The sequence below is a fragment of the Acetomicrobium flavidum genome (assembly GCF_900129645.1).
In the GTDB taxonomy this organism is placed as follows: Bacteria; Synergistota; Synergistia; order Synergistales; family Acetomicrobiaceae; genus Acetomicrobium; species Acetomicrobium flavidum.
In genome coordinates, this window is record NZ_FSQZ01000001.1 from 1,354,178 (window position 1) to 1,378,674 (window position 24,497).

The following is a 24,497-nucleotide window of genomic DNA, read 5'->3' on the forward strand; positions in this document are numbered from 1 at the left end:
GATGTATTTCATAGATTTGAACAGCGATTTAGGTGAAAGCTTTGGCGCATGGAAGATGGGAAATGATGAAGCTGTATTGGACTTTGTGAGCTCTGCCAACGTAGCCTGTGGATTTCATGCCGGCGATCCGATGGTCATGCTTGCCACTGTAAGGGCGGCCAAGGAAAAGGGAGTGGCCGTAGGAGCCCATCCCGGTTATCCCGACTTAATGGGTTTTGGCAGAAGGAACATGGATGTGACGCCTGACGAAGCTTATGCCTACACGCTATATCAGATAGGGGCAATGCAGGCGGCATGCAATGCAGTGGGAGTTAAGCTCCAGCACGTCAAAGCTCACGGGGCCCTTTATAACCAGGCTGCCAAAAATCACGCCTTGGCTGTAGCAATTGCACAGGCCGTAAAGGATGCCGGCCAAGGTTTGATCCTGCTGGGGTTGGCAAATTCTGAGTTCGACAAAGCTGCGGCTGAAGTTGGTGTGCCTTACGCTGCGGAGGCCTTTGCCGACAGGGCTTACCAGGCGGATGGTACGTTAGTCCCGCGTAAGGTCCAAGGTTCCATGATACATGACGTCAGCTTGGCAGTGGCCAGGGTGGTTCGCATGGTTAAGGAAGGCAAAGTCGAGACCATTGATGGTAAGATCATAGATCTCAAGCCGCATTCCATCTGTCTGCACGGCGATTCTCCCAAAGCTGTTCAGATGGCCACCGAAATCAGAAAGGGCTTGCAAGCAGCAGGTATAAAGATAGTGCCCATATCAGAGGTGATAAAACAATGAGGGCCGTAGATTACGCTCAAAGGACCCCTCAGGAGGTAAGGCTGGCAATAAGGAATAAGGAGTGGAAAGGCCCTACCGCAGGTATGGCCAAGGGCCACGTGCAGGCAAATTTGGTCATATTGCCCAAAGATTGGGCTTACGATTTTCTGGTGTTTGCGCAGCGCAATCCGAAGCCTTGTCCAGTGCTTGATATAACGGAACCGGGGGACCCCGAGCCTAGGCTTGTGGCCAGGGGGGCTGACCTTCGCACCGACCTGCCCAAGTACAGAGTTTGGAAAGACGGCGAGCTTATAGATGAGCCTACGGATATAGTCTCTTACTGGCGCGATGACCTTGTGGCCTTTTTGCTGGGGTGTTCCTTTACCTTTGAATCCGCATTGCTCGATGCCGGGATACCCGTTCGTCATATCGAATGCGGTTGCAACGTCCCCATGTACATAACTAACATTCAATGCATTCCGGCTGGAAGGCTTTCCGGCCCCATGGTGGTGAGCATGAGGCCAATCCCTGCTTGTCAGGTGCCCAAGGCCGTATTGACGACGGGACGATTTCCAGCAGTGCACGGCTCTCCCGTGCACATCGGAGATCCGTCGATCATAGGCATCAAGGACGTCAATAAACCGGATTTCGGCGATTCCGTTCCAATTAATGATGGCGAAGTCCCGGTGTTTTGGGCCTGTGGGGTGACGCCGCAGGCAGCCTTGATGGCAAGCAAGCCACCCTTCGCGATAACCCATGCGCCGGGCCATATGTTCGTATGCGACCCCAAGGACTCAGACTACGCCATATTTTGATGATTTTAAAGGCGAGGGGAAACCCTCGCCTTTGCTTTTACTGTTCCCTTAGGGCCCTTAAAAAACTTGACACGAAGGTGGATACCTCGTCTTTAATTGCCCTTTCCCCAAGGGCTGATTTTTCGGCAATTATCTTTACGATCGCGCTTCCGACGACTATGCCGTCTACGTAAGGTTTTACGGCCTTTACTTTTTCTGGGCTATCTATCCCAAAGCCAAGGGCAAGCGGGACGGATGTGTGCGTCCTGACGCTTTCCATGTACGACTTTATTTCATCGATGGGCCCTCTCGCATCTCCCGTTATGCCAAGGAGGGATACGCAGTACAAGAAACCTTTGGCTACCCTTCCGATTTGACCCAGCCTTTCGTCGTCCGTGTTGGGCGTGACCATGTAGATCGGACATAAACCTTCGCTTGCACACATATCGTAAAATTCCTTGCCTTCGTCGAAGGGGAGATCCGGTATGAGGACGCCAGAAACATTGCAGGCCAGTGCGTCTCTTACAAATGAGCTTTCACCGTATTTCATTATTGGGTTAATATATCCCATTAACACGATAGGTGCGCTGAGGCCCTTTATTTCGCTCAGCATCTTGAATATCTTCGGCATGGTCGTTCCGCTGGCTAGGGCCCGTTGGGATGCCGCCTGAATGACGGGACCGTCTGCCAAGGGGTCAGAAAAGGGCATGCCTACCTCTATTATCCCTGCTCCGAGTTTATCAAGCTCCTTTATGATCTGTGCCGTCGTGTGAAGGTTTGGGTCGCCGGCACAGATGTAAGGGATGAGAAGTTTACCACTATCAAAAGCTTCGGCTATCGTCCTCATGGTTACTCTTCCTCCTTAAAAAGTTTTCCCTTCAATGCCTCCATATCCTTGTCTCCCCTTCCCGAAAGACACAAGACGACCAACGAACCTGGCTTGATGTTCCTATGCTCGCGCATCAGGTAAGCAAGGGCATGAGCGCTTTCAAGTGCCGGGATTATGCCTTCAGTCTCGCATAGGAGCTTGAAGGCCTCTATGGCTTCGTCGTCTGAGGCGTAGGTGTAATACACTCTACCAGTCTCGTGATAGAAGCTGTGCTCAGGCCCAACGCCTGGGTAGTCAAGCCCCGCCGATATGGATACGGCAGGCACTATCTGGCCGTATTCGTCCTGGAGGATGTAGGATTTGGATCCATGCAACACGCCTATGCTTCCTCCCGTAAGTGCTGCGGCGTGCTTGCCCGTCTCTATGCCGTATCCTGCTGCCTCTACGCCCACCATCTTCACCTCTTTGTCGTCAACGAAGGGATAAAACATGCCCATGGAGTTGCTCCCTCCGCCCACGCAGGCCACCAACATGTCGGGAAGACGGCCTTCCTTCTCAAGGATTTGTTCCTTCGTCTCATCGCCTATGATGCGCTGGAAATCGCGCACCATCATTGGGTACGGATGGGGGCCAACGACCGAGCCTATCACGTAATGGGTGGTCGATACGTTGGTCACCCAGTCCCTTATGGCCTCATTGGTGGCATCCTTAAGCGTCATGCTGCCTGAGGCGACGGGTATTACCTCTGCCCCCAGCGTCCTCATCTTATATACGTTTAAGGCCTGCCTGTGTATGTCCTCGACTCCCATGTAGATGTGGCATTCCAATCCAAACTTGGCCGCAGCAGTGGCGGTGGCTAAACCGTGCTGGCCCGCCCCAGTCTCGGCTATGATCCTCTTTTTGCCCATGCGCATGGCAAGGAGTATCTGGCCGATCACATTATTGATCTTATGTGCGCCAGTATGATTTAAGTCCTCACGCTTCAGGTAAAGCTTTATGCCCCCAAGGCAGGTGGAAAGGCGATCGGCATAGTAAAGCGGCGTCGGTCTTCCTGAGTATTCCTTCAATAAATAGTTATACTGTGATATAAAGGACGGGTCGTCTTTCGCCTCCAGGTAAGCCTTTTCCAGTTCTTCCAGTGCCGGCATTAAAGTTTCGGGCACGAATCTCCCGCCGAATTTGCCAAAATATCCCTTAACTTTCAATTTATATCCCTCCCGTTTCTGTTTTAAAATTCGTTGAGTTTTCTAACTTTTTTCATTAAGTCCACTATCTTTGATTCATCTTTTACTCCTGGCGATACCTCAAGCGAGCTGTTTACATCTATTGCGCTTGGACTTAAAAGCTTTACCGCCTGCTCGACGTTTTCCGGGCCGATCCCGCCGGCCAAGATGAAGGGCTTTTTGAAGTTAAAATTCCTTATCAACTGCCAGTTGAAGGTAGTACCTGTGCCCCCTCTTAGCTTTCCCCGTTTAGCGTCAAGCATTATGAAATTTGCAACTTCTTCGTAGCGACTAATGAGCTTCAGGTCTTCCTCTCCCTCTATGGCAATTGCCTTTATGGACCTTAAAGGACAGTTCGATATGAAGCCTGGTTCTTCTTTGCCATGAAATTGGATCAAGTCAAACGCTTTGCTACTTATTATTTCATCCATTAGTTCGAAGGAAGGGTCACTTACCACTGCCACGACGACAACCAAGGGAGGAACGGAACTTGCAAGCTTTTTTGCCCTGTCAACGTCAACCCTCCTGGGGCTGGGAGCCAAAACGAAGCCCACGGCATCAGCTCCTGCCATTACTGCCGCTGTTACATCCCTTTCTCTGGTCAGTCCGCATATTTTCACCCTTAACCTCATCTAGTATCACCTAATAATTCCTTTAGCAGACTTGTCGGATTAGATGAACGCATGAGCGTCTCGCCGATGAGAATTCCATCGAAGCCCAACTCCTGCAGCCTTTTTACGTCCTCTTTGGTCCTTACCCCGCTTTCGGCGACCAGCTTCCTTTCGCTTCCCGGTTCTAGCAAGTGAAAGGCCTTTATCAGGGATTCACACCTTCCCATATCGACGGTCATGGTCTTTAAATCTCTGTTGTTGAAACCTATGGCCTTTGCATCGCTTTTCAGTGCCTCTGTAAGCTCATCTTCGTCATGCACTTCTACTAAGGTTTCCATGCCCAGGTCTTGAGCAAGCTTAACTAAGTCGCATAACTTATTGCCCTTCAAGATGGAAACTATAAAAAGCACGGCGTCGGCTCCGGCAAAGAGGCTTTCGTATATCTGAAGCTCATCAAACATGAAGTCCTTTCGCAGTATCGGAAGGTTGGAGCTTTCCTTTGCCAATTGAAGCATCTTCAGGTCCCCTTTAAAGAAATGCCTCTCCGTCACAACCGATATGGCCCTGGCTCCGCCTGCTTCGTACTGCCTTGCCCTATTTGCCGCATCTACGTCTTCGGCTATTGCACCGGCACTTGGGGAAGCCCTTTTTATCTCTGCGATTATCGAGATGTCGTCACAAGACAAAGCGTCGTAGAGGGACCTTTTTGGGGCCTTGATGTTCATTAGCTCCTCGTATTTTTTGCTTACTATTTGATCCAGTATCATGCCGCTTCACCTATACCATTTGTGAACTTAACAATTCTATAAAGGGCGTCAGCGGCAAGGCCTTCTTCGATGACGCGAAGGGCAAGTTTGACCCCTTCGGCCAAGTCTTTCGCCGCTCCAACGACCAGGAATGCAGCTCCTGCATTTAAGGCCACTACGTCCCTTTTTGGCCCTTTTTCTTTTCCGTTTACTATCTCCAGGGCGATCTTCGCGTTTTCCTGCGGCGAGCCTGCAAGCAGGCTGGATATTGGGGCTTGCCTTAAGCCGACGTCTTCGGGCGATATGTAGAACTCCTGCATTTCTCCTTCCTTGAAGAATACGACGTGATTAGGCCCACTCAAGGAAAGCTCGTCCAATCCTCCGTGACCATGCAGTACCATGGCGCTCTTCAGGCCGAGGTTCATCAGCACCTCTGCAAGAGGCCTTATCAGGGAGTCGTCATATACGCCCATTATTTGGTAATTGACGAAGGCGGGGTTGCTTAAAGGCCCAAGCAGGTTAAAAAGCGTCCTTACGCCCAGCTCCTTTCTGGTCCTTGCCACGTTTTTCATGGCCTTATGAAAGTGCGGCGCAAAGAGAAAACCGAAATTGACATGTGATAGAGATGCATTTGCCTCCTCGGGAGACGACAAGATCCTTACTCCCAAGGCCTCCATTAGATCGGCGCTGCCGCTTTTGCTCGATATGGAGCGATTGCCGTGTTTTGCCACCGGTATTCCTGCGCCTGCGACAACCAGGGAGGCTATAGTGGATATATTAAACGTCCCCACCCCGTCTCCGCCCGTACCGCAAGTATCTATGGCCGTCGAAGGTGCCTTGACCTTGATTGCCTTTTGTCGCATGACGTTTGCTGCGGCAGTGATTTCCTCGACGGTCTCTTTCTTGCTTTTGAGCGCCACCAAAAAGCCTGCCGCCTCTATCTCCGTGGCGGTCCCCTCTAAGATCTCCATCATGGCCTCGTGCATTTCCTCGTAAGATAAATCTTGTCTTGCCGCAAGTTTTTCTATATAGCCCCTAAGCATTGTTATCCCTCCTGTTTTTTGCGACTTTTAAGGCTTGTATCAAGGCTCTAGCCTTGTTTTGAGTTTCCATAAATTCCCTTTCCGGATTGGAGCCGGCGACTATCCCTGCTCCGGCCTGAATTGTCAAACCTTCGTCGTTTTGCATGAAGGTCCTGATCAGGATGCTCATCTCCAAATTGCCGTTAAATCCGATGTAGCCTATAGCTCCACCGTAAGGGCCTCTTGGAATAAACTCCATTTCGTCGATGATCTTCATGGCCGCATCCTTAGGGGTTCCCGTTACTGTGCCGGCGGGGAAGGACGCCTTTAACGCCTGCGTTGCCGTAACGTTTGGCATGAGCCTTCCCTCGACTTGAGATACCAGGTGCATGACATTGCTGTACCTTTCCACTTCGAAATATTTAGATACTTTGATGCTTTCAGGCGAGCACATATTTTCGAACTCCTTCATGGAAAGCTCAAGTAAAAGCAAATGTTCTTGGCGTTCCTTGTCGTCGAAGAGCATCTCCATCTCAAAAAAATCGTCCTCGCCCTGGTCCTTTCCGCGACGCCTCGTGCCGGCAATGGGCCTGGTAAGAGCTTGGCCATCCCTTACCCCTAGAAGAAGCTCGGGAGATGAGCCTACTAGACATTTTCCGTCGAATTCCATGATGAACATGTATGGAGAGGGGTTGACTTGCCTTAAGGCCTCATATAACGTCATGGGGTTTACGTACTCCTTCGTCCTAATCTGCCTGGACAGGACTACCTGCGTTGCCTCGCCATCTCCAATGCGCTTAAGCGCTTTTGCAACCATGGATGTGAAATCGTCCTTGGGTGGGAAAGACTCGATCTCCACAGGGCTCTTGCCGTCAAGCTGGCCGGTAAGAAGAGCATTTGCGGATTTATCGCCTGCCTGCAGCGGTTCAACGGGAGCGTCATCGAATAAGCCGGTTTGGTTGCAGTGGATTATCCTTCCGGTGGATCTCTCTAAAACGCAATAAACGGAAGGCTCGAACAAAAAAGCGCCAGGATAGGCAGATAGGTGGGCATTAGATGCGATGTCGTAACCTATGTAGCCTAAAAGACCACCGTTAAAGGGCAAAAGCTCGTCATCCGCAACTTTGTGTTCCTGCATGTAATTGTCGACTGCTTCAAAGAAATCCTCCTTAGGCAGTTTTCTTGTATGGCCATCTTGATCCGTTACGATGGTCACATCGCCTTCTACCTGAAATATCTTTTTAGGTTTGGCCCCCAAAAGCGCGAAATCGCCTAACTCCATGAGAAAAGAAGGTCCGTTGCCTCTCAATGTCCTGTAAAGGCTTACAGCTCTTGTTGATCCTAAACTGCATGAGCAGGTCGTTTCGATCTTTTCTTTCTTTGCATTTTGCGTCTGCATCAATCGTCACTCCTTATTTGCCAAATTTTTGTCTAAAAATAAAACCGGAGGGTCCTTTAGACGAGCCCTCCGGTTATCGAACTTTGGGTATAAACAGAGGGCCAAGAAGACCGATCCTTTAGGGATCTGCCTCCCTGGCCCTCTTAAAATCTATTTAGGCCGCGGGTGGCAGACTCAGTGAGCCTGCCACCACCAATTATTGTTCTTTTTATTAAAACTATCGATCATGGACATATTTGCTATTGCCCCTTTCGTCAGGTTGGGTAAAATTTATCATGGTCCCGTTATATTTGTCAAGGCCAAATTTGTTTTCAAGCGTAATTCATGACGAATTATGCAGTGTTATTTTTTTATTTTGCGTTGGAGGTGTAGTGTTGCGCAAAAGAAAAGAGATATTGTTGGTGTTGTGTACCATAGCCATGATCATGATGATAGGCATCGGCATTGTAAGCCCCATATTGCCTCACTATGCCAGATCGTTTGGCGTCAATATAACCATGGTCGGCCTATTGATAACGGTTTTCGGTCTGGCAAGAATAGCGATTGACGTACCTGCCGGTTCCCTGGTTGAGATCTTTGGCAGACGATCCATGTTGGTGCTGGGGCCTGCCTTATTGGGGGTCGCATCCTTCTGCTGTAGCATGGCAAGAAGCTACTTACAGCTTTTATGTTTTAGGTTCCTGCAGGGATTGGGATCGGGTTTATATACGACTGCCGCGATGGTCATGCTCGCCGATATTAGCAATGTAAGGACACGGGGACCCATGATGAGCTTTTATCAGGGAGCAATCCTTATCGGGGCGGGATTAGGTCCAACGGTAGGCGGTTATATAGCCGATGCATGGGGAATTAGGGCCCCGTTTATCGTATATTCATTTATGGCTGCTTTGGCGACCATTTGGGCTTACGTGAAGCTGCCTGAGACGAAGTCGCCCAAGGCAGCAAAGGCAATATCTAATGATGATATTGAGATTAACGATAAAGAAGACGATGTAAAACAACAAGCGACCATCCTTAAAGGCATAATAAAGCTCTTTAAGAAAAGGGAATTTCTGCTTGGCTCACTTGTGACCTTTAGCATATTTTTTACTCGCACCGGGACGCAAAATCAGCTCATCCCCTTGCTTGGTGCCGACAGGATTGGCCTTTCGGCTTCCCTAATAGGGACAGTCCTCACGATCGTCACAATTTTTCAGTTTATAGCCTTGTTTATCGTGGGCAAACTTTCTGTCAGGTTGCCAAGGAAGACCTTGATAACGCCTGGATGCATCCTTTTGGGCATTGGGCTGGTCTTGGTCGCCTTTAGTAAGAATTACAGCTATTTGCTGATTAGCGCCATGGTTATGGGGGTAGGGATAGGGATGGCAGGTCCTGTCATATCTGCTTACGTCGCCGATACTTTGTCTCGCGACGAATACGGCATCGGGATGGGATTATATAGGGCAATCAGTGACATTGGGTTTGTGGTAGGCCCTGTCACTTTGGGTTGGTTAGCCGATATCGGGGGATTTATAAGGCCAATCCTCATAAATGCAGCATTCGTGATATCTATTGCTTGCATCTTTCACATCTTTGCACGGGAGACGGCTAAGTGAGCAAGTTCACGGGGGAGGTATTATCTTGATAAAGAGGGTAGCATGGGTTGTCACGGGCGCGGGGCACTTTTTAAGGGAGTGCATTGACGTTATAGCCGAATATAAAAGCGACATAAACCTTTTTGTCTCTAGAGCAGGTCTGGAAGTAATCAAGGTGTATGGATTATACGATCACCTGCTCAGAGAAAGTATTGATATAGTAAATGATCAGAGCGCATCCTCTGCAAGCTGTGGTGCCTTTGCTGCGGGTAGATACAGCGTGTTAGTCATAGCGCCTGCTACTTCAAACACGGTGGCAAAGTGTGCATTGGGCATAGCCGATTCCCTACCCACTAACCTGTTTGCTCAAGCGGGTAAATCTAAGGTGCCCATAGTCGTATTGCCAAGTGACGTATCCTGCGAGATAGAGTCCGTGACCCCTTCGGGCAAAAGGATAATGGTATATCCGAGGCCGATAGACATGCGAAACGTAAGTATGCTTAAGGAATTTCCGGGGGTTACGGTGGTAGATGACGTTGAGAAACTGAGATCTAGCTTGGAAATTTATATTTTATAATTCCTTTGATTTAAAACGATTTACTTGCCGACGCAGAACTGACTGAATATGGCATGAATCAGGTCTTCGTCGAAGCTTCTTCCAAGAAGCCTGTCCAGATAATATTTGGCCTCAAGCAAATTTGAAGCTATTAATTCTTCAGGCTCTCCTGCATGAAGAGAAGCTATTGCATTGTCAACGCAGGCTTGGACATTTTTTAGCATGTCTATTTGTCTTGCAGTTGCGTTAAAACCTTCATTTATGGCAGAGTCTTTGATCAGCTTTCTTACAATGCGCTCTTTGAGTTCTACGATGGCATTTTTGTCGAAGGCAGAAAGAACCACTATCTCGCTATCGGGGAGGATGGCCACCAAGTCTTCTTGCGATATCGCCTGTGGTATATCTGCCTTGTTGATGGCTACTATGTGGGGATGGTTTTTTATCTCATCGGCCAAATTTAAATCTTCCTGCATAAGCGATTCGCTGCCGTCAATGATCCATAGCTTCAAATCCGCTTCCTTGAGGGCCCTTTGTGCCATGCCCACTCCGATGGATTCCACGATATCGTCAGTGACCCTTAATCCGGCAGTATCCATGAAGGTTATGGGGATGCCCCTGTGAACTATCATGCCTTCTACGATGTCCCTGGTTGTTCCTGGAATCGGCGTTACGATCGCCCGTGTCTCGTCAAGCAAGGCATTGAATATGGAGGATTTGCCTACGTTCGGGCGCCCCACGATCGCAACTTTTATGCCGTCTCTTAACGTCCTGCCCACCTTGCAGCGTGATGCCAAATCCCTAAGGCTTGCGGATATTTCGTTCAGCCTTTTTAAAACCTCGTCAGGTGATAGATAGGGTATGTCCTCCTCGGGGAAATCGAGGTTAGCTTCAAGGTTAGCCGATAGATCGAGCAGAGAGTCGTAAACGACCTCTATGCGTTTTGACAGCTCCCCGCGAAGGGTCCTTGCGGCGGCACGAAGCGCCTCGTCGCTTTTGGCCTTTATTATGCCTAGCACGGCCTCGGCCTGTGTCAGATCTATCCTTCCGTTCAAGAAGGCCCTTTGGGTGAATTCGCCGGGCTCGGCGAGGCGAGCTCCATGGGATAGGAGCATGTCGAGGCACTTTGATGCAACTAGCAACCCGCCATGGCAGTGTATTTCGACCACATCTTCGGCGGTGTAGCTTTTGGGAGCCCTAAACCAAACCCCCAACACCTCGTCCAAGCAATCGCCGTTTTCGTCAATCAAAAAACCGTTTCTCATGTATCTTGGGGGAGTATCCTTTAGGGGCTTAATTCCCTTGAAGACCTTCTCTGCCAAATCTAAGGACTGGGGGCCGGAAAGGCGCACTATCGCTATTCCGGCCTCCCCCCAGGCGGTAGATATGGAAGCAATTGTATCGTTATAATCAAAGAAGCTGCTTTTAGACAACCGATATACCCTTTTCGCTCGGAAGATTTTTCCTAACGATTATACCGCATGTTTTAAAGTCAGCAATAAACCTTGGGTAATATGCTATTTCTTCAAAAGCTCCCTCATTGCTTCCCCAAGGCGTTTTATCCCTTCGTCCATATCCTTCGGGGATGCAAAGGTAAAGCACATGCGCAACTCATGCTCTCCGCCATTTTGGTTAGGATAGAACGATTCTCCTGGCACGAAGGCGACCTTTTTCTCCAATGCCTTGGGATACAGATCTGCGGTCTTTATCGTCTTCATCTGAAGCCAATAGAAGAAGCCTCCTCCGGGGGTTACCCACGAAACTTCTTCCAGCGGCAGGTGTTTCCTGAGGCATTCTTCCATGTTATCTCTCTTCTTGCGGTAATGATCTACTATGTGAGGCAGATACTCGTCGATGTATCCCCTCTTGCAATACTCGTAAACCAAAGCCTGAGCTACGACGCTTGTGCACAGATCGGTGCCCTGCTTAAAGATGGCCATCTTTCTGATGATATCCTTGTTGCCCACCGCCCATGCCACTCGCGTTCCGGGAGCAAGTATCTTCGAGAAGGTACAGGCGTGTATGACTAGTCCGGAGTCATCCAATGAAAACAGCGTAGGCAGATCTTCTCCTTCGAATCGGATGTATGCGTAAGGATCGTCTTCCAGTATGGCGATTCCATATTTTTGGGCTATCTCGACCAGTTTTTTCCGTTTCTCTAAGGACATCGTGCAGCCGAGCGGGTTGTGAAAGTTGGGTATGGTATAGATGAACTTTACGTGTTTTCCCTGGGATAGGGCCTCCTCTATCTTGTTCGGTAGCTGGTCTACCAACATGCCTTCGGCATCGCATGGAACGGTCAGAAAATGAGCGCCATGATTGTGCATGGTCAAAGTAGTTCCCACAAAGGTGGGTTCTTCCGTTATCACCAGGTCTCCCTTGTCGATTAGAGCCCAGCAAAGCAAGTCCACTACCTGGGTTGATCCGGTCGTTATCAACAGTTCGTCTTGCGAAAGTGATCGACCCATCCTAGGTGCCAACCATGAGCAGAGAAATTCCTTCAATGGAGCATATCCCTCGGTTGTACCGTATTGAAGCACATCTTTGCCCTGTTCCTTAAGGATGCTGGCGCACTCATAAAACAGGTCAACGGGGAAGGATTGGGGATCGGGGTTGCCCCCCGCGAAGGAGATCATCCCAGGTTGCCTTATCACATGCAACATTTCTCTTATCGGAGAAGGCCTCAAAGTGCTTATCCGTTTGCTGTACAACTTTTCCCAAGCGCTCATAACTTTCGCCTCCTAGAATTATTATGGATCAACCCTAACTTAACCAATATTGGGAAATCACTTAATATTATAACATGCAATTTTTATAGCATGCAATCTAGTAGGCAGTCGAAGTATTTTGCCGTGCCCAAAATGGTGTAAAATATCATAAACACTCAAACCTCAGGAGGTGCTTGTAAACCGATGAAAAGAATGGATCTGCTTAGCGAGTTGGTCCTGGAAAATCAGACGAAGTTAGTGCTGTTTGTGATAGATGGACTTGGCGGCTTGCCTGGCAAGGACGGTAAGACCGAGCTTGAAGCGGCCTCTACGCCAAACTTGGACAAGTTGGCCGCTAAAAGCGAAACCGGGTTGTTGCAGATGATTGAGGCGGGCATTACGCCAGGAAGCGGTCCCGGACATTTAGCGCTCTTCGGATATGACCCCCTTGAGTTTCGTATTGGGCGGGGGATACTTGAGGCCTTGGGGGTGGGGGCTCATGTTGCCCCTCAGGAAGTGTGTGCAAGGGGAAACTTTGCCACCTGGGGACCTGGCGATGTTGTCTTGGACAGAAGGGCAGGTCGTATATCGACAGAAAAGAACAAAGAGCTAATATCCTTCCTAGCAGAAAACATAAAAGAGATACGCGGGGTCAAGGTGAGGCTATATCCCGGTGAAGAGCATAGGTTCGTCGTCGTGTTTTCGGGAGATAATTTGTCCGAAGAGGTGGAAGATGCCGATCCCCAAAAGAATGGCCTTCCCATGAGGTGGGCAAATCCCTCCTCTGCCAGGGGAAACTTGATGGCCACTATAGCTAACGAGTTCATCAAGAGGGTCAGAGAATTGTTGGCAAAAGAGGAGCATGCTAACGGATGCCTGCTCAGGGGGTTCTCTCAAGCGCCCCATATGCCAATGCTAAGCCAATTGTATAAGATCAAGCCGGTTGCCATTGCTACGTATCCCATGTATAAGGGCATAGCACGTTTAGTCGGCATGGATGTAGTCGATGTGGTAGATAGGGAGCATAGCCTCGAAGGCCTTTTTGAGGCTTTGTCGTCGCAATGGGACAAATATGATTTCTTTTACGTGCATGTTAAATACGCCGATAGTTACGGTGAGGATGGCAATTACGATGCCAAAAGGGAAATCATCGAGAGGTTCGATTCGCTGCTTCCTAAGGCGTTGGAGCTAAAGCCTGACGTCTTGGTGGTTACGGGGGATCACAGCACTCCCAGTCGACTGAAGAGCCATTCGTGGCATCCCGTGCCGGTGTTGCTGTCCAGCCCCTTTGTTCGACCCAGCGGTGGTGCGGCCTTTGGCGAAAGAACATGTGCTAGCGGTACGCTTGGGATAATGCCTGCATACCATCTTATGGGTTTGATGTTAGCCCATGGATTGAGGTTGGCCAAATATGGAGCATGAGTCAAGATGAGCGGCGCACCATATGCAAGTTATGACGGCAAGGAATTCTATCGTTCCAGGAATTGGCTGATAGGAGACGGAGAAGTGGGCGGCAAGGCCAAGGGCGTGGCCTTTGCAGTTGAGACTTTGCAGTCAAGTCCCTTGAAAGACCAGGTGCGTTTCCCTGAGATAACTTACGTCTTAACTACAGAGGCATTCAATGACTTTATGGTGCGCAACAATTTGGAGCCCATAGTAAGGGGGGCTCAAACATTCGAGGAGATCGAGAGGGCCTTTGAAGCTGCCAGCTTCCCGAATAGTTTGCGAGATACCCTTACGTTGATATTGTCCGACATAAGGACTCCGATAGCGGTTAGATCTTCCTCCGTTTTGGAGGACGATTTGGCATATTCGTTTGCGGGAAAATATTCGACCAGGTTTTTTGGAAACAGCGGAGATAAGGAATACGGGTTACACAGGTTTGAGAGGGCCATTAAGTTGGTCTATGCATCTACATTTAACCCTTCCGCAAAGGAATATCGCAGGAAACACGGGATTAAGTTGGCACAGGAACGGATGGCTGTGATAATACAGCCCATAGTAGGAAAAGTACGTGAGGAATTGTATTATCCGGAGTTAGCGGGTGTCGCCTTTTCCAAGGTATATCGTCGTCCCAGCCCCAGGGTAAAGAAGGATGACGGCCTACTGCGTCTCTGTTTCGGCTTGGGGACCAAAGCGGTTGCCAGGGCCAATGCAAAGGTCTTTTACTTAAGCTTCCTTGGGCTCAAGGTTGAGGGAAGCAAAACAAGCGATGTCATAGCTCACGCTCAAGATGAGTTCGACTATATCGACATGAAAAAGGGATTTTTTTCCACCCGCAAGATAGATCTCGCACTGGATCACATCAAATCCCATCATAAGAACGCCTCCGCTTTTTTGGAGTTGAGCGATGGGGAAATGTTTTACTGGTTACATGGGGCGACAGATGTAAATGGATTACGGCCGGTCATGACCTTTTCTGGATTTCCTAGGCGTTTCTCAAGGTTTTTTGTGAGAATACGCTCGTTGTTGAAGGTCATGGAAGAAAGGGCAGGATTACCAGTAGATTTGGAGTTTACATACGATACGGAAGACGATCATTTAGCCCTCGTTCAGATGAGACCCTTGGCCACCTTTGAGGAGTGGGAAAACGTAGAGATACCAAAGGTGTCGCAAGAAAGGATCGTATTACGGGGCAATAGGATGATATCCAATGGCAAATTGACCGGCATCCGTCATTTGGTATTTGTAGCCCCGGAGCTTTACATGTCCTCAGGGGACTACTTTCAAGTGGCAAGAGCCATAGGCGAGATCAACGCAAAGTTGTCAGGCGAAAGGTACATATTGGTGGGTCCTGGAAGATGGGGAAGCACTAATCCATTGCTCGGCGTCCCCGTTACATACGGAGAGATATCCGGTTGTGGTTGTATTGTTGAATTAAGCGTTCCAAATGCAGGCATTATGCCCGAGTTGTCTTACGGTTCTCACTTTTTCCTCGACCTGGATACCGATAAAATTCTATATTTACCGATTTTCTGCGGAGAAGAGGGCAACATATATAATGTGGAATGGCTAAACAGCCATCCCTTTATAAGCGAAAGACATGGGGCAGTCAGAATTTACGAGGGTAGTTTTGGGGTTTACCTAAATGGTGAACAAGAGGTGGGGATCGTCGTCGATGAGACCTAAAGGAGGTATAAAGTTGTGGAGCTTGGAGCTTCAGATAGAGTGCAAGAGGATAAATTAGCTCGCTACTTTTCGTGGGATCCCTTAAAGGACGCAAGGTTTTCAGGCTCTGTAGTAGGTGAGGGCCACATAGGAGGAAAGGGAAGATCGCTTCTTTTTGGTATGAAAGTGCTTCGCGATAGCGGAGATGAGGAATTGGCTAGCGTCGAAATGCCGGAATCCATTTTCATAAGTGTCGAGGTTTTTGAGGAGTTTTTGGAGCAGATAAAAAATTTAAACGATATCATAAAAAGCGATCCCGATGAGATAGAAAAGGTGTTTCTCGCCTATGAACTTCCTCCTTACGTAAGGCAGCGCTTGGCTTATTTTTTGTCAGAAGTTAATTTCCCCGTTGCGGTACGGTCATCCTCGTTGCTGGAGGATTCTCTCAAATACTCCTTTGCCGGTAAATATAGATCTAGGCTGTTGCATGCAGAGGGAGATTTAGCCAGGCGAACTTTGCTCGTGGAAAACGAAATAAAGCGCATATACGCCAGGACGTTTTTCCCTACTGCCGTCGAATATCGATGCAAACACGGACTTGGTGAGGACAAGATGGGTATCATACTCATGCGGGCAGCCGGAGAATGGAGGGGTCGATATTATTTCCCAACGACAGCTGGGGTGGGATATTCTCTCAATTTAAGAAGATGGAGCACTCGCTTAAAGGCTGAAGACGGATTAATAAGGCTTGTCTTCGGTTTGGGCACGATGAGCACCAGGCGCGGTTACGCTAGAATATTTTCCCTTACCAATCCCTGCCTCAGGCCTGAGGGCCATAATCCCTACAACGTCATGAGACATGCCCAGGAATGCTTTCAGATGATCGACGGCATAAAAGGCGATGTCGTAACCTATAACATTAACGACCCCGGGGTGCTCGACTATCTTTGGAAATATTACGGCAAAGAACTTGGAGAATACGTTCAGGTATATCGAGAAGAAGATGAGAAAGGTTATTGGGAGAATCTCGATTTAACGTACAGTAAATATAATGTCGACGACACGAGCAAGGTCTGCATTACCTTTGAGAGGTTTACAAAGCACAACTACGATTTCTTCAAGAGAATGCGAAAGCTTCTGGGTTGCTTAGAACATTCCATTGGAGCTCCGGTAGATGTGGAGTTTGCTTACGAACCCAAGGCCAAAAAGTTGGAGCTTCTTCAAGCCAGACCGCTGTGGGTCGAATCCCAGACTGTTAACCTGGACGATGCTAATTTGATCGGAAAGAAGATCATCCTTAAAGCCGATAGAATGGTTACCGATGGACAGGCCAAGGGCATCCCGTATCTGATTTACGTGGATCATAAGATATATGTCACTGCGACAAACAAATATGAAATAGCCAGGATAATAGGTGAAATAAATAAAAAACTTGGTCCAAATCAATATATATTAGTAGCTCCAGGTAGGGTTGGATCCAGCAACCCAGCTCTGGGGGTTCCCATTCAATACAACGAACTGACGAACTGCAAGTGTATTGTAGAAGTGGGCATCCCCACCCTAGGGTTTATGCCTGAACTATCCTACGGAACGCATTTTTATTCAGACTTGGAAGTGGACAATGTTCTCTATATGCCCGTCTTTGCCGGAGAGAAGGACAATGTATTTAATGAAGATTGGTTCGAATCGACTCCCTGCGAAAGGCTGCCGGGCTTGGGCATCAGGATATATAAGGGCAAATTCGACGTTTACATGAGTTGTGCCAAAAACGTTGGTGTCGTTGTCGCGGAGGAAGATGGGCGTAATGGGAAAGACGTGGATAATAGATGAGAACTTTGATGGCGTAAGGTTAGACAGGTTTTTGCGAAGAAATTATCCCCATATCCCTTTGGGTGCCATCATGCGTGCAATTAGAACGGGGGAGGTTAGGGTTAACGGAAGCAAGGCTATCCCCTCCTATCGTCTAGGCGAAAAAGATCGGGTTCATGTGCCCTTTGAGGATCATGTGCCCCAAAAGGCCTCCTTAGGCCCTAGCAAGGGGGCTTTGGATGTTGTGTATATGAATGAGAATATCATGGTTATAAACAAACCTTGCGGTCTTTTAAGTCAACCGGCATCTAGGGGTGAAGATTCCGTGGTAAACAGGGCCATTGGCTTAATAAATAGGCATAAAGGCGAATTTGCCCCTACCCCCGTCCATCGATTGGACAGGAATGTGTCCGGCGTTATGGTGCTCGCTCTAAATCTTCCATCGTTAAGGGCTTTGACGAAGCTGTTTAGAGATAGAAAGGTCATTAAAAAATATCTGGCTATAGTGAAGGGCACTTTGATTGGGGAGGGCGAAATTGACGTCTCGTTAAAAAAGGACGAACGCTTCCTAAAGTCGGTGGCCTGCGAGGGTGATGGCAAGAAGTCAATTACGATGTATAAAAGTTTATATGCAGGCGAAAGAGCTTCTTTGGTCGAGTTGGAGTTGCTTACGGGAAGACCTCATCAATTAAGGGCACATCTATCGTACATCGGACATCCCATCATAGGGGACATTAAGTATGGCGGTTATAAGGAGGGCGTAAAGAGGCCTATGTTACATGCTCACGTCCTTGAGTTTTTGATGCACGATAGCGATTTGGACTATTTGTCTGGGAAAAAGTTCACCGCTCACGTCCCCAAAGATATGACGGAAACTTTGAAGCTTTTTCAAATTGACCCTAATATACCATACTAGGTATATGTTATAATTAGTTGACGGCAATTATTACATGGGGGTGAATGACATGGAAGATACTGGAAAGTTAGTTATTTCCTTATCCGAGGCAGCCCGCAAAAAGTTTTCGGAACTTGGCAACGAAGGCTACATCTCCATTCAAAGAGTTGGGCGAGGCTGATCGGCTTACTATGCTGCCCTCGTTGAGGGCGGAAAGCCTCAAAATATTGAGGATTACATTCAAGTGGCCGATGGGGATTTGGTGCTATGGGTCCCAAGGGGAATGCAATTCCAGGACGACAAGATAGATGTCGATGTGTTGCGTTCAATATGGGGATCAAGACTGCTGGTAAAATCCGTTGCATTGCCAGCATCTAGTTGTTCCGCTGACATTTAGTTAGATTATCAAAGGCAACAAGCTTTCCTGGCGGGCGCACTAAAATTGATGCACATGTGATAGACTTTAAGCATGAGCGAAAGTAAAGGCGTTTATATACCTAGAATAATATTGGCCAATGAAAAAGATGAGGCAATGATCCCTAGCGTTATCATCGCTTGTGCTTTGCAGCAAAAGGGCTACAGGATAAAGCCATTTGTAGTGGGCATAGATGAATATCTTGTGGCCCTTTTGCATAGCCTGTTAGGTGAGCCTGTGACCGTACTGGACACCTTTTTAGTTGATAGTCCCGCACGACTGAGGGAACTTTTTGTCGCTACAGCAGATGCCAGTAGCCTTAATGTTTTGTTTGCCTCCCTTGGCGAACCTCAGGATGAAAATATTGCGATCGATCAAAACCTCTTGACGATAGCCGAACAATTAGATTGTCCGGTGATCCCGATATTCATTTCGAAAGGGTCCTCAGCCTTCACGGCTAGAAGGGTAGTAAGGTTTTCTCGCGATCTACCTAAATCCGCCTATTCATTGATTAATGCGATTGCATTTACTTCTGTTCCAAACCCCAGAGAATATCAGTTGCTCGAGCTTTCCATGGGCAGAGATCTCCCCTGGACTGCTTTGGGATATGTTCCAAGCTTTATCTTAAAGGAAAGGCCCAAGTTGACCTCCTTTCTTGATCAAGCTTATGGTTTGCAGTCTTTGTTCCCGATTAAAACGGCAGCCGCTCGTTTAGCCGCGATGGAAAGACAAATCGATTGGGGAGTCATCATAGCCCATGCGAAGTGCTGTCCTCAATTCAATGTAGATGTCCAAAAATTTGCGACAATTGGGCGACCTCGTAGAGTTGGGGTAATCCGTCATCCGGCCCTTGTTTTAGGAGGCGATAACAACGAAAAGCTGTTAGGTGCATGTGGTTTTGACGTGATTTCTCTCGATTTTAAAGACAAAATAGCTTATAATGACTTCGATTTCGTATATGTTCCTCATGGTGTCGGTTATCTGTTCCTGAAGGATATTGCAGATAATGTTTCACTTGTTAAGGCGCTTGCTGCGTCTGTTTTTAAGGGTAAGTTGATCGTAGAGGGAGGTTCGTCGCCGATATTCGGAAAGGCCTTCCGCTTTCCAAACGAAAGCGTGATGAGCGGGCTTTCCTTCTTTTCCTATGAAGGTCACTATGAGGATTACTCCAATATATGCTATAAAGTTCGGATCGAAAGTGCACCTTCTGAGGGGCGTCCAGGAAGATCGTTTAGGGGGTATCGTCCGTCATGGTATGGCTTAAACATAAGGGATTTTGATGGAGTGCCTCTTTGGATGATCAGGCAGGAAGGAGCGCAAGCCCCAACTGAAGATTGCTGGAAAACAAGGGGTGCCCTTATTTTATCGGTGAGGGCTGAGTTTTGGAGCAACCCTGAAGCGACCGTTGAACTGCTAAATTCGTAATCTGGCGAGGATGGATATGCAAGAAGAAAATGAAGGAACAAGGATGAAACAGCATTTTTCAGAAGAGGCTATACAATTATTCGATCAGTTGGTCGAATGGAGACGGGGCTTTCATGTCTTTCCTGAGCTTGCCTTCGAGGAGAGGGTGACATCTTCGAGAATAATCCAAATTCTGGAGAGCACCCCGGGAGTTGAGGTGACTCGAGGTTTTGGAGATACCACAGCTGTGGTTGGAAAGATCAGGGGAAAGATCGACGATAACGCGGTGATGCTCAGATCGGCCATGGATGCGCTGTCTCTACAGGAAGAAACGGACCTTCCCTTTGCTTCGTGCATCCCGGGAGTAATGCATGGCTGCGGACACGACGCTCACATGGCGGCTTTGCTTGGCGCAGTGAAATTGTTATCAAATCACAGGGACATGCTCGTCAGGCCAATTGTGTTTGTCTTCCAACCGGCTGAAGAGGGCCTTGGTGGCGGAGCGAGGCGGCTGGTAGAGGCCGGTTTATTGGATACATACAAAATAAAACATGCCTTAGGATTTCACTTTTGGCCAAAGTATGGCTATGGTAAGTTGTTGTTGAGACATGGAGTTATGACCGCACTTTCTGACAGGTTTCATGTATCAGTGCAGGGCGTAGGAGGTCATGTGGCTGCGCCGCATCTTGCCGTAGATCCTTGGACAATCGTAGCACATCTGATATTTGCGGTTCAAGGTCTAATAGGCAGGGAAATAGACCCGACGGAAAGCGCCGTAATCTCCTTTGGGCGATTAGAAGCGGGCGATGCTTATAACGTCATTCCAGGGCAGGTGGATATGTGGGGTTCACTACGTGCCTTAAATCCTGAGGTGCGCGACTTTTTGCAAAGCAGGTTGGAGGATATCGTTCCTCTTTTGGCACGAACCTTTAGAGGCCTTGGAACTATAAAATATCATAGGAACTATCCTCAGGTTGTGAACGATAAAGATTTGACTGATATAGTTTTGAGCATAGCCTTTGAGTACATGGACAAGGATAACGTAGAGATTCTAGAAAAACCTTTGATGTCAGGGGAAGACTTCGCATTTTACGCCCAGATAGTGCCGTCTTGTTTCATGCTCTTTGGTACAGGCAGCAAATATTGGTTGCATCATCCAAAATATGATGTGCCCGAAGAATTGCTTTCCCTTGCCTCTGGTTGGGAAGCTTATCTTGCTTTTCGTCTATCCACTATGGGCATTGCGGAGGAAGGACAGATTGGATAGGCTAGATAAAGAAATAGAATTGATATGTCGCAGATTTCCGTGGGATAAAGCTATATGGTTTAATGGAGTGTGGTGGTCTAGAAGGGCGTTTTGGGAACTTGTGGAAGCTACGACTGAAAAGCTTCACGATAGCGGATTTGGACCAAAAATGCATCTTGCACTAGTGATGCCAAACACCCCTTCCTTTTGGGCTCATACATTGGCAGCATGGCGTCTTGGAGGGGCAATTGTACCTTATAACATGCGTGAGTCGGCAAGCCTAATAACAAATGCACTGGAGCATGTAAAGGCTTCCTTGGTAGTTATATCGGACAAGCGAACAGACATAATGCCAGCGCTTGACCATATTGCTATACCATGGGCAGTAGCCCCTTCTGATTCTCCCTATAAGACATCTGTGGATGTCCTTGCCTTACGTCCCGGAGAGGAGGATACCGCGGTGATATTTTACACTTCCGGGACTGGTGGCAAGCCAAAGGCCGTTCCCTTGAGCCATCAAAGCTTATATGCCAACACCATGACCTGTATGGAACAGGTTGAGCCCATAGAAGAAGGCGACACTTTATTGAATGCGTTGCCTGATTCTCACGTTCTTGGATTTTCCATTTGCGGCTTGTTGCCGTTATTGCTGAACTTATCTCAATGCATGCTCCCGAGCTTCATGCCCGTCAAAAACGTCTTGGAATCGATCAGAAACTCTGAGACCAATGTATTGGTTGGGGTGCCCATGATGTATCAGTTCATTGTATCGGCAGTGTTTCAGGGTGCCAGTTTACCAAGGCGTATTAAAGTCGCAATTTCTGGTGGCGATAAGTTCCCAGTTGATTTAGATGAAGCCCTCGAGAGATATTTGGGGATAGGGGTTTTGGAAGGCTACGGTTTAACCGAGGCATCCCCTGTAGTGGCGGTCAACCGGTCTTATCCTACCAGAAAGCTTGGCACGGTAGGCCCGGCCTTACCTATAGTAGAAACAAAGGTATGCGACCCTGATGGTAATGAATTGCCACCAGGTCATGAGGGCGTTCTTTGGATTCGTGGCATATCCGTTGCTCGTAGCTATTTTAGTGACGAGCTTTTGACCAATCTGTCATTTAAAGATGGCTGGTTTAACACGGGAGATATAGTTTCCATCGATTCCGACGGCTATATAAAACTGCATTCTCGAGAGAGCGATGTCATCATGGTCGGTGGCTTTAAGGTGTTCCCGGAGGAAGTAGAAGAGGTGCTTTTAAGGCATCCTTCGGTTAAGGAAGCGGCCGTCGTAGGAATAAACCAAAGCATGAGCGGACAGCTGGTCAAGGCCTTTATAGTGCCCTATATAGATAAATTGCCCTCTAAAAGGGATATCTGGTCTCATTGCAGGAAGATGTTGGCTTCATATAAAATACCGAAGGTAATCGAATTCGTGAACGATTTGCCTAAAACTGCCCTTGGAAAGGCCAAGAGATCAGTCTTGCGGGAAGGTTAGTGGTGTAGTTGGTTAAGGCCAAGAGGTGCAAGGTAGCGATAATTGGAGATGTGATGATAGATCATTACATAATAGGGCGTGCCAGCAGGCTTTCTCCGGAGGCGCCAGTGCCAGTTGTAGAGGTCGTTGAGGAGGAATATAGGCCCGGAGGAGCGGCCAATGTGGCAGCTAACGTTGCTGCCCTTGGGCATGATGCCTTACTTATAACGCCAAAGGGAGCAGATGTCTATTGGAGCATGCTTGAATCTCTTCTTGGTCGATTTAATGTGAACATGTGCACGCCATTGGCGCTTGATATCCCCACTATACGAAAGACGCGTATTCTGGCACGTTCTCAGCAGATAGTGAGGGTAGATTGGGATAGCTACGTCGATGATCGTTATTGCGATATCTCATCAAAGTTACTGAGCGTTTTGCCGTCGCTGGATGCAGACGTGCTGGTCCTCTCCGACTATGCAAAGGGCATAGTCAGCGAAACGATCGCTAAGACATGCATTAAGTGGGCCATTGAAAGGGGTATCCCTATTATAGTCGACCCAAAACCTCAGCATAAAGAGCGTTACATAGGCGCCACCGCGATGACGCCCAATAAAGCTGAAGCTGAGTTATTGTTGGGCCGAAAGTTTGACGAGAGGTTCACCCCGGGAGATGGTGCTCGAATGTTGCGAGAAACCCTTGCCATGGAAGCTGTAATCGTTACGCTTGGAGATGAAGGCATGGTGCTTGCAAGTCGAGACGAAACAATTTACTTCTCTGCCCGTGCAAGAGAAGTCTACGATGTTTCCGGAGCAGGCGATACTGTCGTTGCCTCTGTGGCCGTTGCCCGTGGTTTGGGGTTGCCATGGCGTGTCGCTTGTGAATTTGCGACTTTAACTGCAGGCCTCGTCGTTCAGAAGATGGGCACTGCCGTGGTAACGCCGGAAGAGGTTGAAGCTACGCCTGAATGGCAGAGATTGAAAGCCTATTTTGCCGCAGATGTCGATCTAGCTGACAAGCCCAAGCTCACGTAAAGCTGATTTTACGTCCTCAAAATTTGCGGTTAATTCATCTGGAAGTTTGCTTATTCCAATATGAATGAATTTCCCCTTGCCATACCTCCTGGCAGCTTCCAAGTCGCTCTTTGTATCTCCAAAGATTATCGGATTTATTGCGTTTACCCTAGTAGACAGCATGATCAAACCTTCGGGCGAAGGCTTCGGCATTCCATCGTCCAATGTAAATATTCTTTCCCTGGGCATATCTTCCCATCCAAGCAACCGTAGCCCAAGTAAACATTCCTTCCACGGTCTTCCCGTGAAGATGCAGACGGGCAGATGCAAGTTCCTCCAATGATTGCCGACCATGGGTTTTTCTCGTCGCCAAAGCCCTCTGCCGCTGTAGTATATTGGTGATTTGCCATTCATTGCAATGTATTCATCTCTTCCAAAATAAATTTCCTCGCATAATTGCCTCACGACTTCCCTAGGGATAGATCGTTGAAAATTTGCGTATACCCATGAAATTACTTCGTCGCCCTGAATGCTTCGAAGTATTTCTTTCCAATGTTCTATTGTCGGGAATGCCTCTTTCAGCGATTTGGTTTTCTTGGAAGCAGCTATTGATAAAAGTGCCCATGCTATATCGTAATCATCGTTGAATGCAGGATGCGTTTTGCTGGCATAGAAGTGATCGTAAGAAAAGGCAGTGCAGTCAACATCCCTGCCAAGTAAATAGCGCCAACTCCATTGAACGGCTATTCTTATCACCATGGGATAAGAATAGGTAGTATCGATGAGTACCCCATCCATATCGAAGATCAATGCATCATAGTTTTGTGCCGATTTATACATATTACATCACGTCCTTATACAACATAGGTTGCTTCTCATGCATCCGTTATTTTACCATTACGTCACGTTTGATAATATACAATGAAAGA

General features: G+C 48.1%; 21 protein-coding genes. 12 read left to right on the top strand and 9 right to left on the bottom strand.

Translation table 11 applies throughout. The annotated features are described in order from the left end of the window. Position 1 precedes the first annotated feature (1 nt). On the top strand, positions 2-775 hold the full coding sequence (locus tag BUQ78_RS06800) for a LamB/YcsF family protein (protein WP_074199717.1): 774 nt from the start codon (positions 2-4) through the stop codon (positions 773-775). Further along, complete coding sequence (locus BUQ78_RS06805) at positions 772-1,569, top strand: putative hydro-lyase (protein WP_014807622.1); 798 nt, start codon at positions 772-774, stop codon at positions 1,567-1,569. Before BUQ78_RS06800 ends, BUQ78_RS06805 begins: the two co-directional genes overlap by 4 nt. 37 nt (positions 1,570-1,606) lie before the next feature. Here the strand turns inward: BUQ78_RS06805 and trpA are convergent, their stop codons facing one another. Genes trpA through BUQ78_RS06835 form a run of 6 tightly spaced genes read right to left on the bottom strand, consistent with a single transcriptional unit; the run spans position 1,607 to position 7,378 of the window. After that, positions 1,607-2,395: a tryptophan synthase subunit alpha gene (gene trpA, locus BUQ78_RS06810; protein ID WP_074199718.1), complete on the bottom strand. Its 789-nt coding sequence runs from the start codon at positions 2,393-2,395 to the stop codon at positions 1,607-1,609. A gap of 2 nt (positions 2,396-2,397) precedes the next feature. Next, on the bottom strand, positions 2,398-3,582 hold the full coding sequence (trpB, locus tag BUQ78_RS06815; RefSeq protein WP_074199719.1) for a tryptophan synthase subunit beta: 1,185 nt from the start codon (positions 3,580-3,582) through the stop codon (positions 2,398-2,400). A 23-nt stretch (positions 3,583-3,605) separates the two neighbouring features. Then, positions 3,606-4,232 (bottom strand): phosphoribosylanthranilate isomerase, encoded by a 627-nt coding sequence (locus BUQ78_RS06820; protein ID WP_074199720.1) that lies wholly within the window; start codon positions 4,230-4,232, stop codon positions 3,606-3,608. Beyond that, on the bottom strand, positions 4,229-4,978 hold the full coding sequence (trpC, locus tag BUQ78_RS06825; protein WP_074199721.1) for an indole-3-glycerol phosphate synthase TrpC: 750 nt from the start codon (positions 4,976-4,978) through the stop codon (positions 4,229-4,231). The genes BUQ78_RS06820 and trpC overlap by 4 nt, the downstream gene beginning before the upstream one ends. Then, positions 4,975-6,000: an anthranilate phosphoribosyltransferase gene (trpD, locus tag BUQ78_RS06830; protein ID WP_074199722.1), complete on the bottom strand. Its 1,026-nt coding sequence runs from the start codon at positions 5,998-6,000 to the stop codon at positions 4,975-4,977. Before trpD ends, trpC begins: the two co-directional genes overlap by 4 nt. Beyond that, positions 5,993-7,378 carry an anthranilate synthase component I family protein gene (locus BUQ78_RS06835; RefSeq protein WP_074199723.1) on the bottom strand — a complete coding sequence of 462 codons (1,386 nt, stop codon included), beginning with the start codon at positions 7,376-7,378 and terminating at the stop codon, positions 5,993-5,995. Before BUQ78_RS06835 ends, trpD begins: the two co-directional genes overlap by 8 nt. Positions 7,379-7,749: 371 nt before the next feature. On the opposite strand from BUQ78_RS06835, the gene BUQ78_RS06840 reads away from it, so the two are divergent. Then, a complete protein-coding gene (locus tag BUQ78_RS06840) occupies positions 7,750-8,973 on the top strand; it encodes an MFS transporter (RefSeq protein ID WP_318259555.1) in 1,224 nt (407 codons plus the stop codon). A 25-nt stretch (positions 8,974-8,998) separates the two neighbouring features. Further along, positions 8,999-9,529 (top strand): flavoprotein, encoded by a 531-nt coding sequence (locus tag BUQ78_RS06845; protein ID WP_074199725.1) that lies wholly within the window; start codon positions 8,999-9,001, stop codon positions 9,527-9,529. A 20-nt stretch (positions 9,530-9,549) separates the two neighbouring features. On the opposite strand, the gene mnmE is transcribed toward BUQ78_RS06845, so the two are convergent. Both mnmE and BUQ78_RS06855 read right to left on the bottom strand, forming a co-directional pair. After that, complete coding sequence (gene mnmE, locus BUQ78_RS06850; RefSeq protein ID WP_074199726.1) at positions 9,550-10,938, bottom strand: tRNA uridine-5-carboxymethylaminomethyl(34) synthesis GTPase MnmE; 1,389 nt, start codon at positions 10,936-10,938, stop codon at positions 9,550-9,552. An 84-nt stretch (positions 10,939-11,022) separates the two neighbouring features. After that, positions 11,023-12,234 (bottom strand): aminotransferase-like domain-containing protein, encoded by a 1,212-nt coding sequence (locus tag BUQ78_RS06855; RefSeq protein ID WP_074199727.1) that lies wholly within the window; start codon positions 12,232-12,234, stop codon positions 11,023-11,025. Between the two features lie 183 nt (positions 12,235-12,417). On the opposite strand from BUQ78_RS06855, the gene BUQ78_RS06860 reads away from it, so the two are divergent. From BUQ78_RS06860 to BUQ78_RS06895, 8 genes are all read left to right on the top strand, one after another. Continuing rightward, entirely contained in the window at positions 12,418-13,635 is a 1,218-nt protein-coding gene (locus tag BUQ78_RS06860; protein WP_074199728.1) for a 2,3-bisphosphoglycerate-independent phosphoglycerate mutase, read from the top strand. Between the two features lie 6 nt (positions 13,636-13,641). Then, positions 13,642-15,342, top strand: coding sequence for a PEP/pyruvate-binding domain-containing protein (locus BUQ78_RS06865; protein ID WP_014807610.1), 1,701 nt, complete (start codon positions 13,642-13,644; stop codon positions 15,340-15,342). Between the two features lie 15 nt (positions 15,343-15,357). Beyond that, positions 15,358-17,151, top strand: a complete 1,794-nt coding sequence (locus tag BUQ78_RS06870; protein WP_084532281.1) for a PEP/pyruvate-binding domain-containing protein — start codon at positions 15,358-15,360, stop codon at positions 17,149-17,151. Then, on the top strand, positions 17,126-18,046 hold the full coding sequence (locus BUQ78_RS06875) for an RluA family pseudouridine synthase (RefSeq protein ID WP_074199729.1): 921 nt from the start codon (positions 17,126-17,128) through the stop codon (positions 18,044-18,046). Before BUQ78_RS06870 ends, BUQ78_RS06875 begins: the two co-directional genes overlap by 26 nt. Positions 18,047-18,494: 448 nt before the next feature. Then, positions 18,495-19,865, top strand: a complete 1,371-nt coding sequence (locus tag BUQ78_RS06880; RefSeq protein WP_074199730.1) for a hydrogenobyrinic acid a,c-diamide synthase — start codon at positions 18,495-18,497, stop codon at positions 19,863-19,865. Between the two features lie 43 nt (positions 19,866-19,908). Continuing rightward, the gene (locus tag BUQ78_RS06885) at positions 19,909-21,111 is read left to right on the top strand and encodes a M20 metallopeptidase family protein (protein WP_074200196.1); all 1,203 of its coding nucleotides are present in this window, start codon (positions 19,909-19,911) and stop codon (positions 21,109-21,111) included. After that, entirely contained in the window at positions 21,104-22,579 is a 1,476-nt protein-coding gene (locus tag BUQ78_RS06890) for an AMP-binding protein (protein ID WP_074199731.1), read from the top strand. The genes BUQ78_RS06885 and BUQ78_RS06890 overlap by 8 nt, the downstream gene beginning before the upstream one ends. Positions 22,580-22,587: 8 nt before the next feature. Continuing rightward, a complete protein-coding gene (locus BUQ78_RS06895; RefSeq protein WP_074199732.1) occupies positions 22,588-23,589 on the top strand; it encodes a bifunctional heptose 7-phosphate kinase/heptose 1-phosphate adenyltransferase in 1,002 nt (333 codons plus the stop codon). Here the strand turns inward: BUQ78_RS06895 and BUQ78_RS06900 are convergent. Then, positions 23,563-24,408, bottom strand: coding sequence for an HAD family hydrolase (locus BUQ78_RS06900; RefSeq protein WP_074199733.1), 846 nt, complete (start codon positions 24,406-24,408; stop codon positions 23,563-23,565). The two genes, BUQ78_RS06895 and BUQ78_RS06900, sit on opposite strands and share 27 nt — an antisense overlap. Positions 24,409-24,497 lie beyond the last annotated feature (89 nt).

Coding starts and splice junctions, on each gene's coding strand:
- BUQ78_RS06800 (WP_074199717.1), top strand. CDS start 2: ATGTATTTCATAGATTTGAACAGCGATTTAGGTGAAAGCTTTGGCGCA.
- BUQ78_RS06805 (WP_014807622.1), top strand. CDS start 772: ATGAGGGCCGTAGATTACGCTCAAAGGACCCCTCAGGAGGTAAGGCTG.
- trpA (WP_074199718.1), bottom strand. CDS start 2,395: ATGAGGACGATAGCCGAAGCTTTTGATAGTGGTAAACTTCTCATCCCT.
- BUQ78_RS06820 (WP_074199720.1), bottom strand. CDS start 4,232: ATGAGGTTAAGGGTGAAAATATGCGGACTGACCAGAGAAAGGGATGTA.
- trpC (WP_074199721.1), bottom strand. CDS start 4,978: ATGATACTGGATCAAATAGTAAGCAAAAAATACGAGGAGCTAATGAAC.
- trpD (WP_074199722.1), bottom strand. CDS start 6,000: ATGCTTAGGGGCTATATAGAAAAACTTGCGGCAAGACAAGATTTATCT.
- BUQ78_RS06835 (WP_074199723.1), bottom strand. CDS start 7,378: ATGCAGACGCAAAATGCAAAGAAAGAAAAGATCGAAACGACCTGCTCA.
- BUQ78_RS06855 (WP_074199727.1), bottom strand. CDS start 12,234: ATGAGCGCTTGGGAAAAGTTGTACAGCAAACGGATAAGCACTTTGAGG.
- BUQ78_RS06860 (WP_074199728.1), top strand. CDS start 12,418: ATGAAAAGAATGGATCTGCTTAGCGAGTTGGTCCTGGAAAATCAGACG.
- BUQ78_RS06865 (WP_014807610.1), top strand. CDS start 13,642: ATGAGCGGCGCACCATATGCAAGTTATGACGGCAAGGAATTCTATCGT.
- BUQ78_RS06875 (WP_074199729.1), top strand. CDS start 17,126: ATGGGAAAGACGTGGATAATAGATGAGAACTTTGATGGCGTAAGGTTA.
- BUQ78_RS06880 (WP_074199730.1), top strand. CDS start 18,495: ATGAGCGAAAGTAAAGGCGTTTATATACCTAGAATAATATTGGCCAAT.
- BUQ78_RS06885 (WP_074200196.1), top strand. CDS start 19,909: ATGAAACAGCATTTTTCAGAAGAGGCTATACAATTATTCGATCAGTTG.
- BUQ78_RS06900 (WP_074199733.1), bottom strand. CDS start 24,408: ATGTATAAATCGGCACAAAACTATGATGCATTGATCTTCGATATGGAT.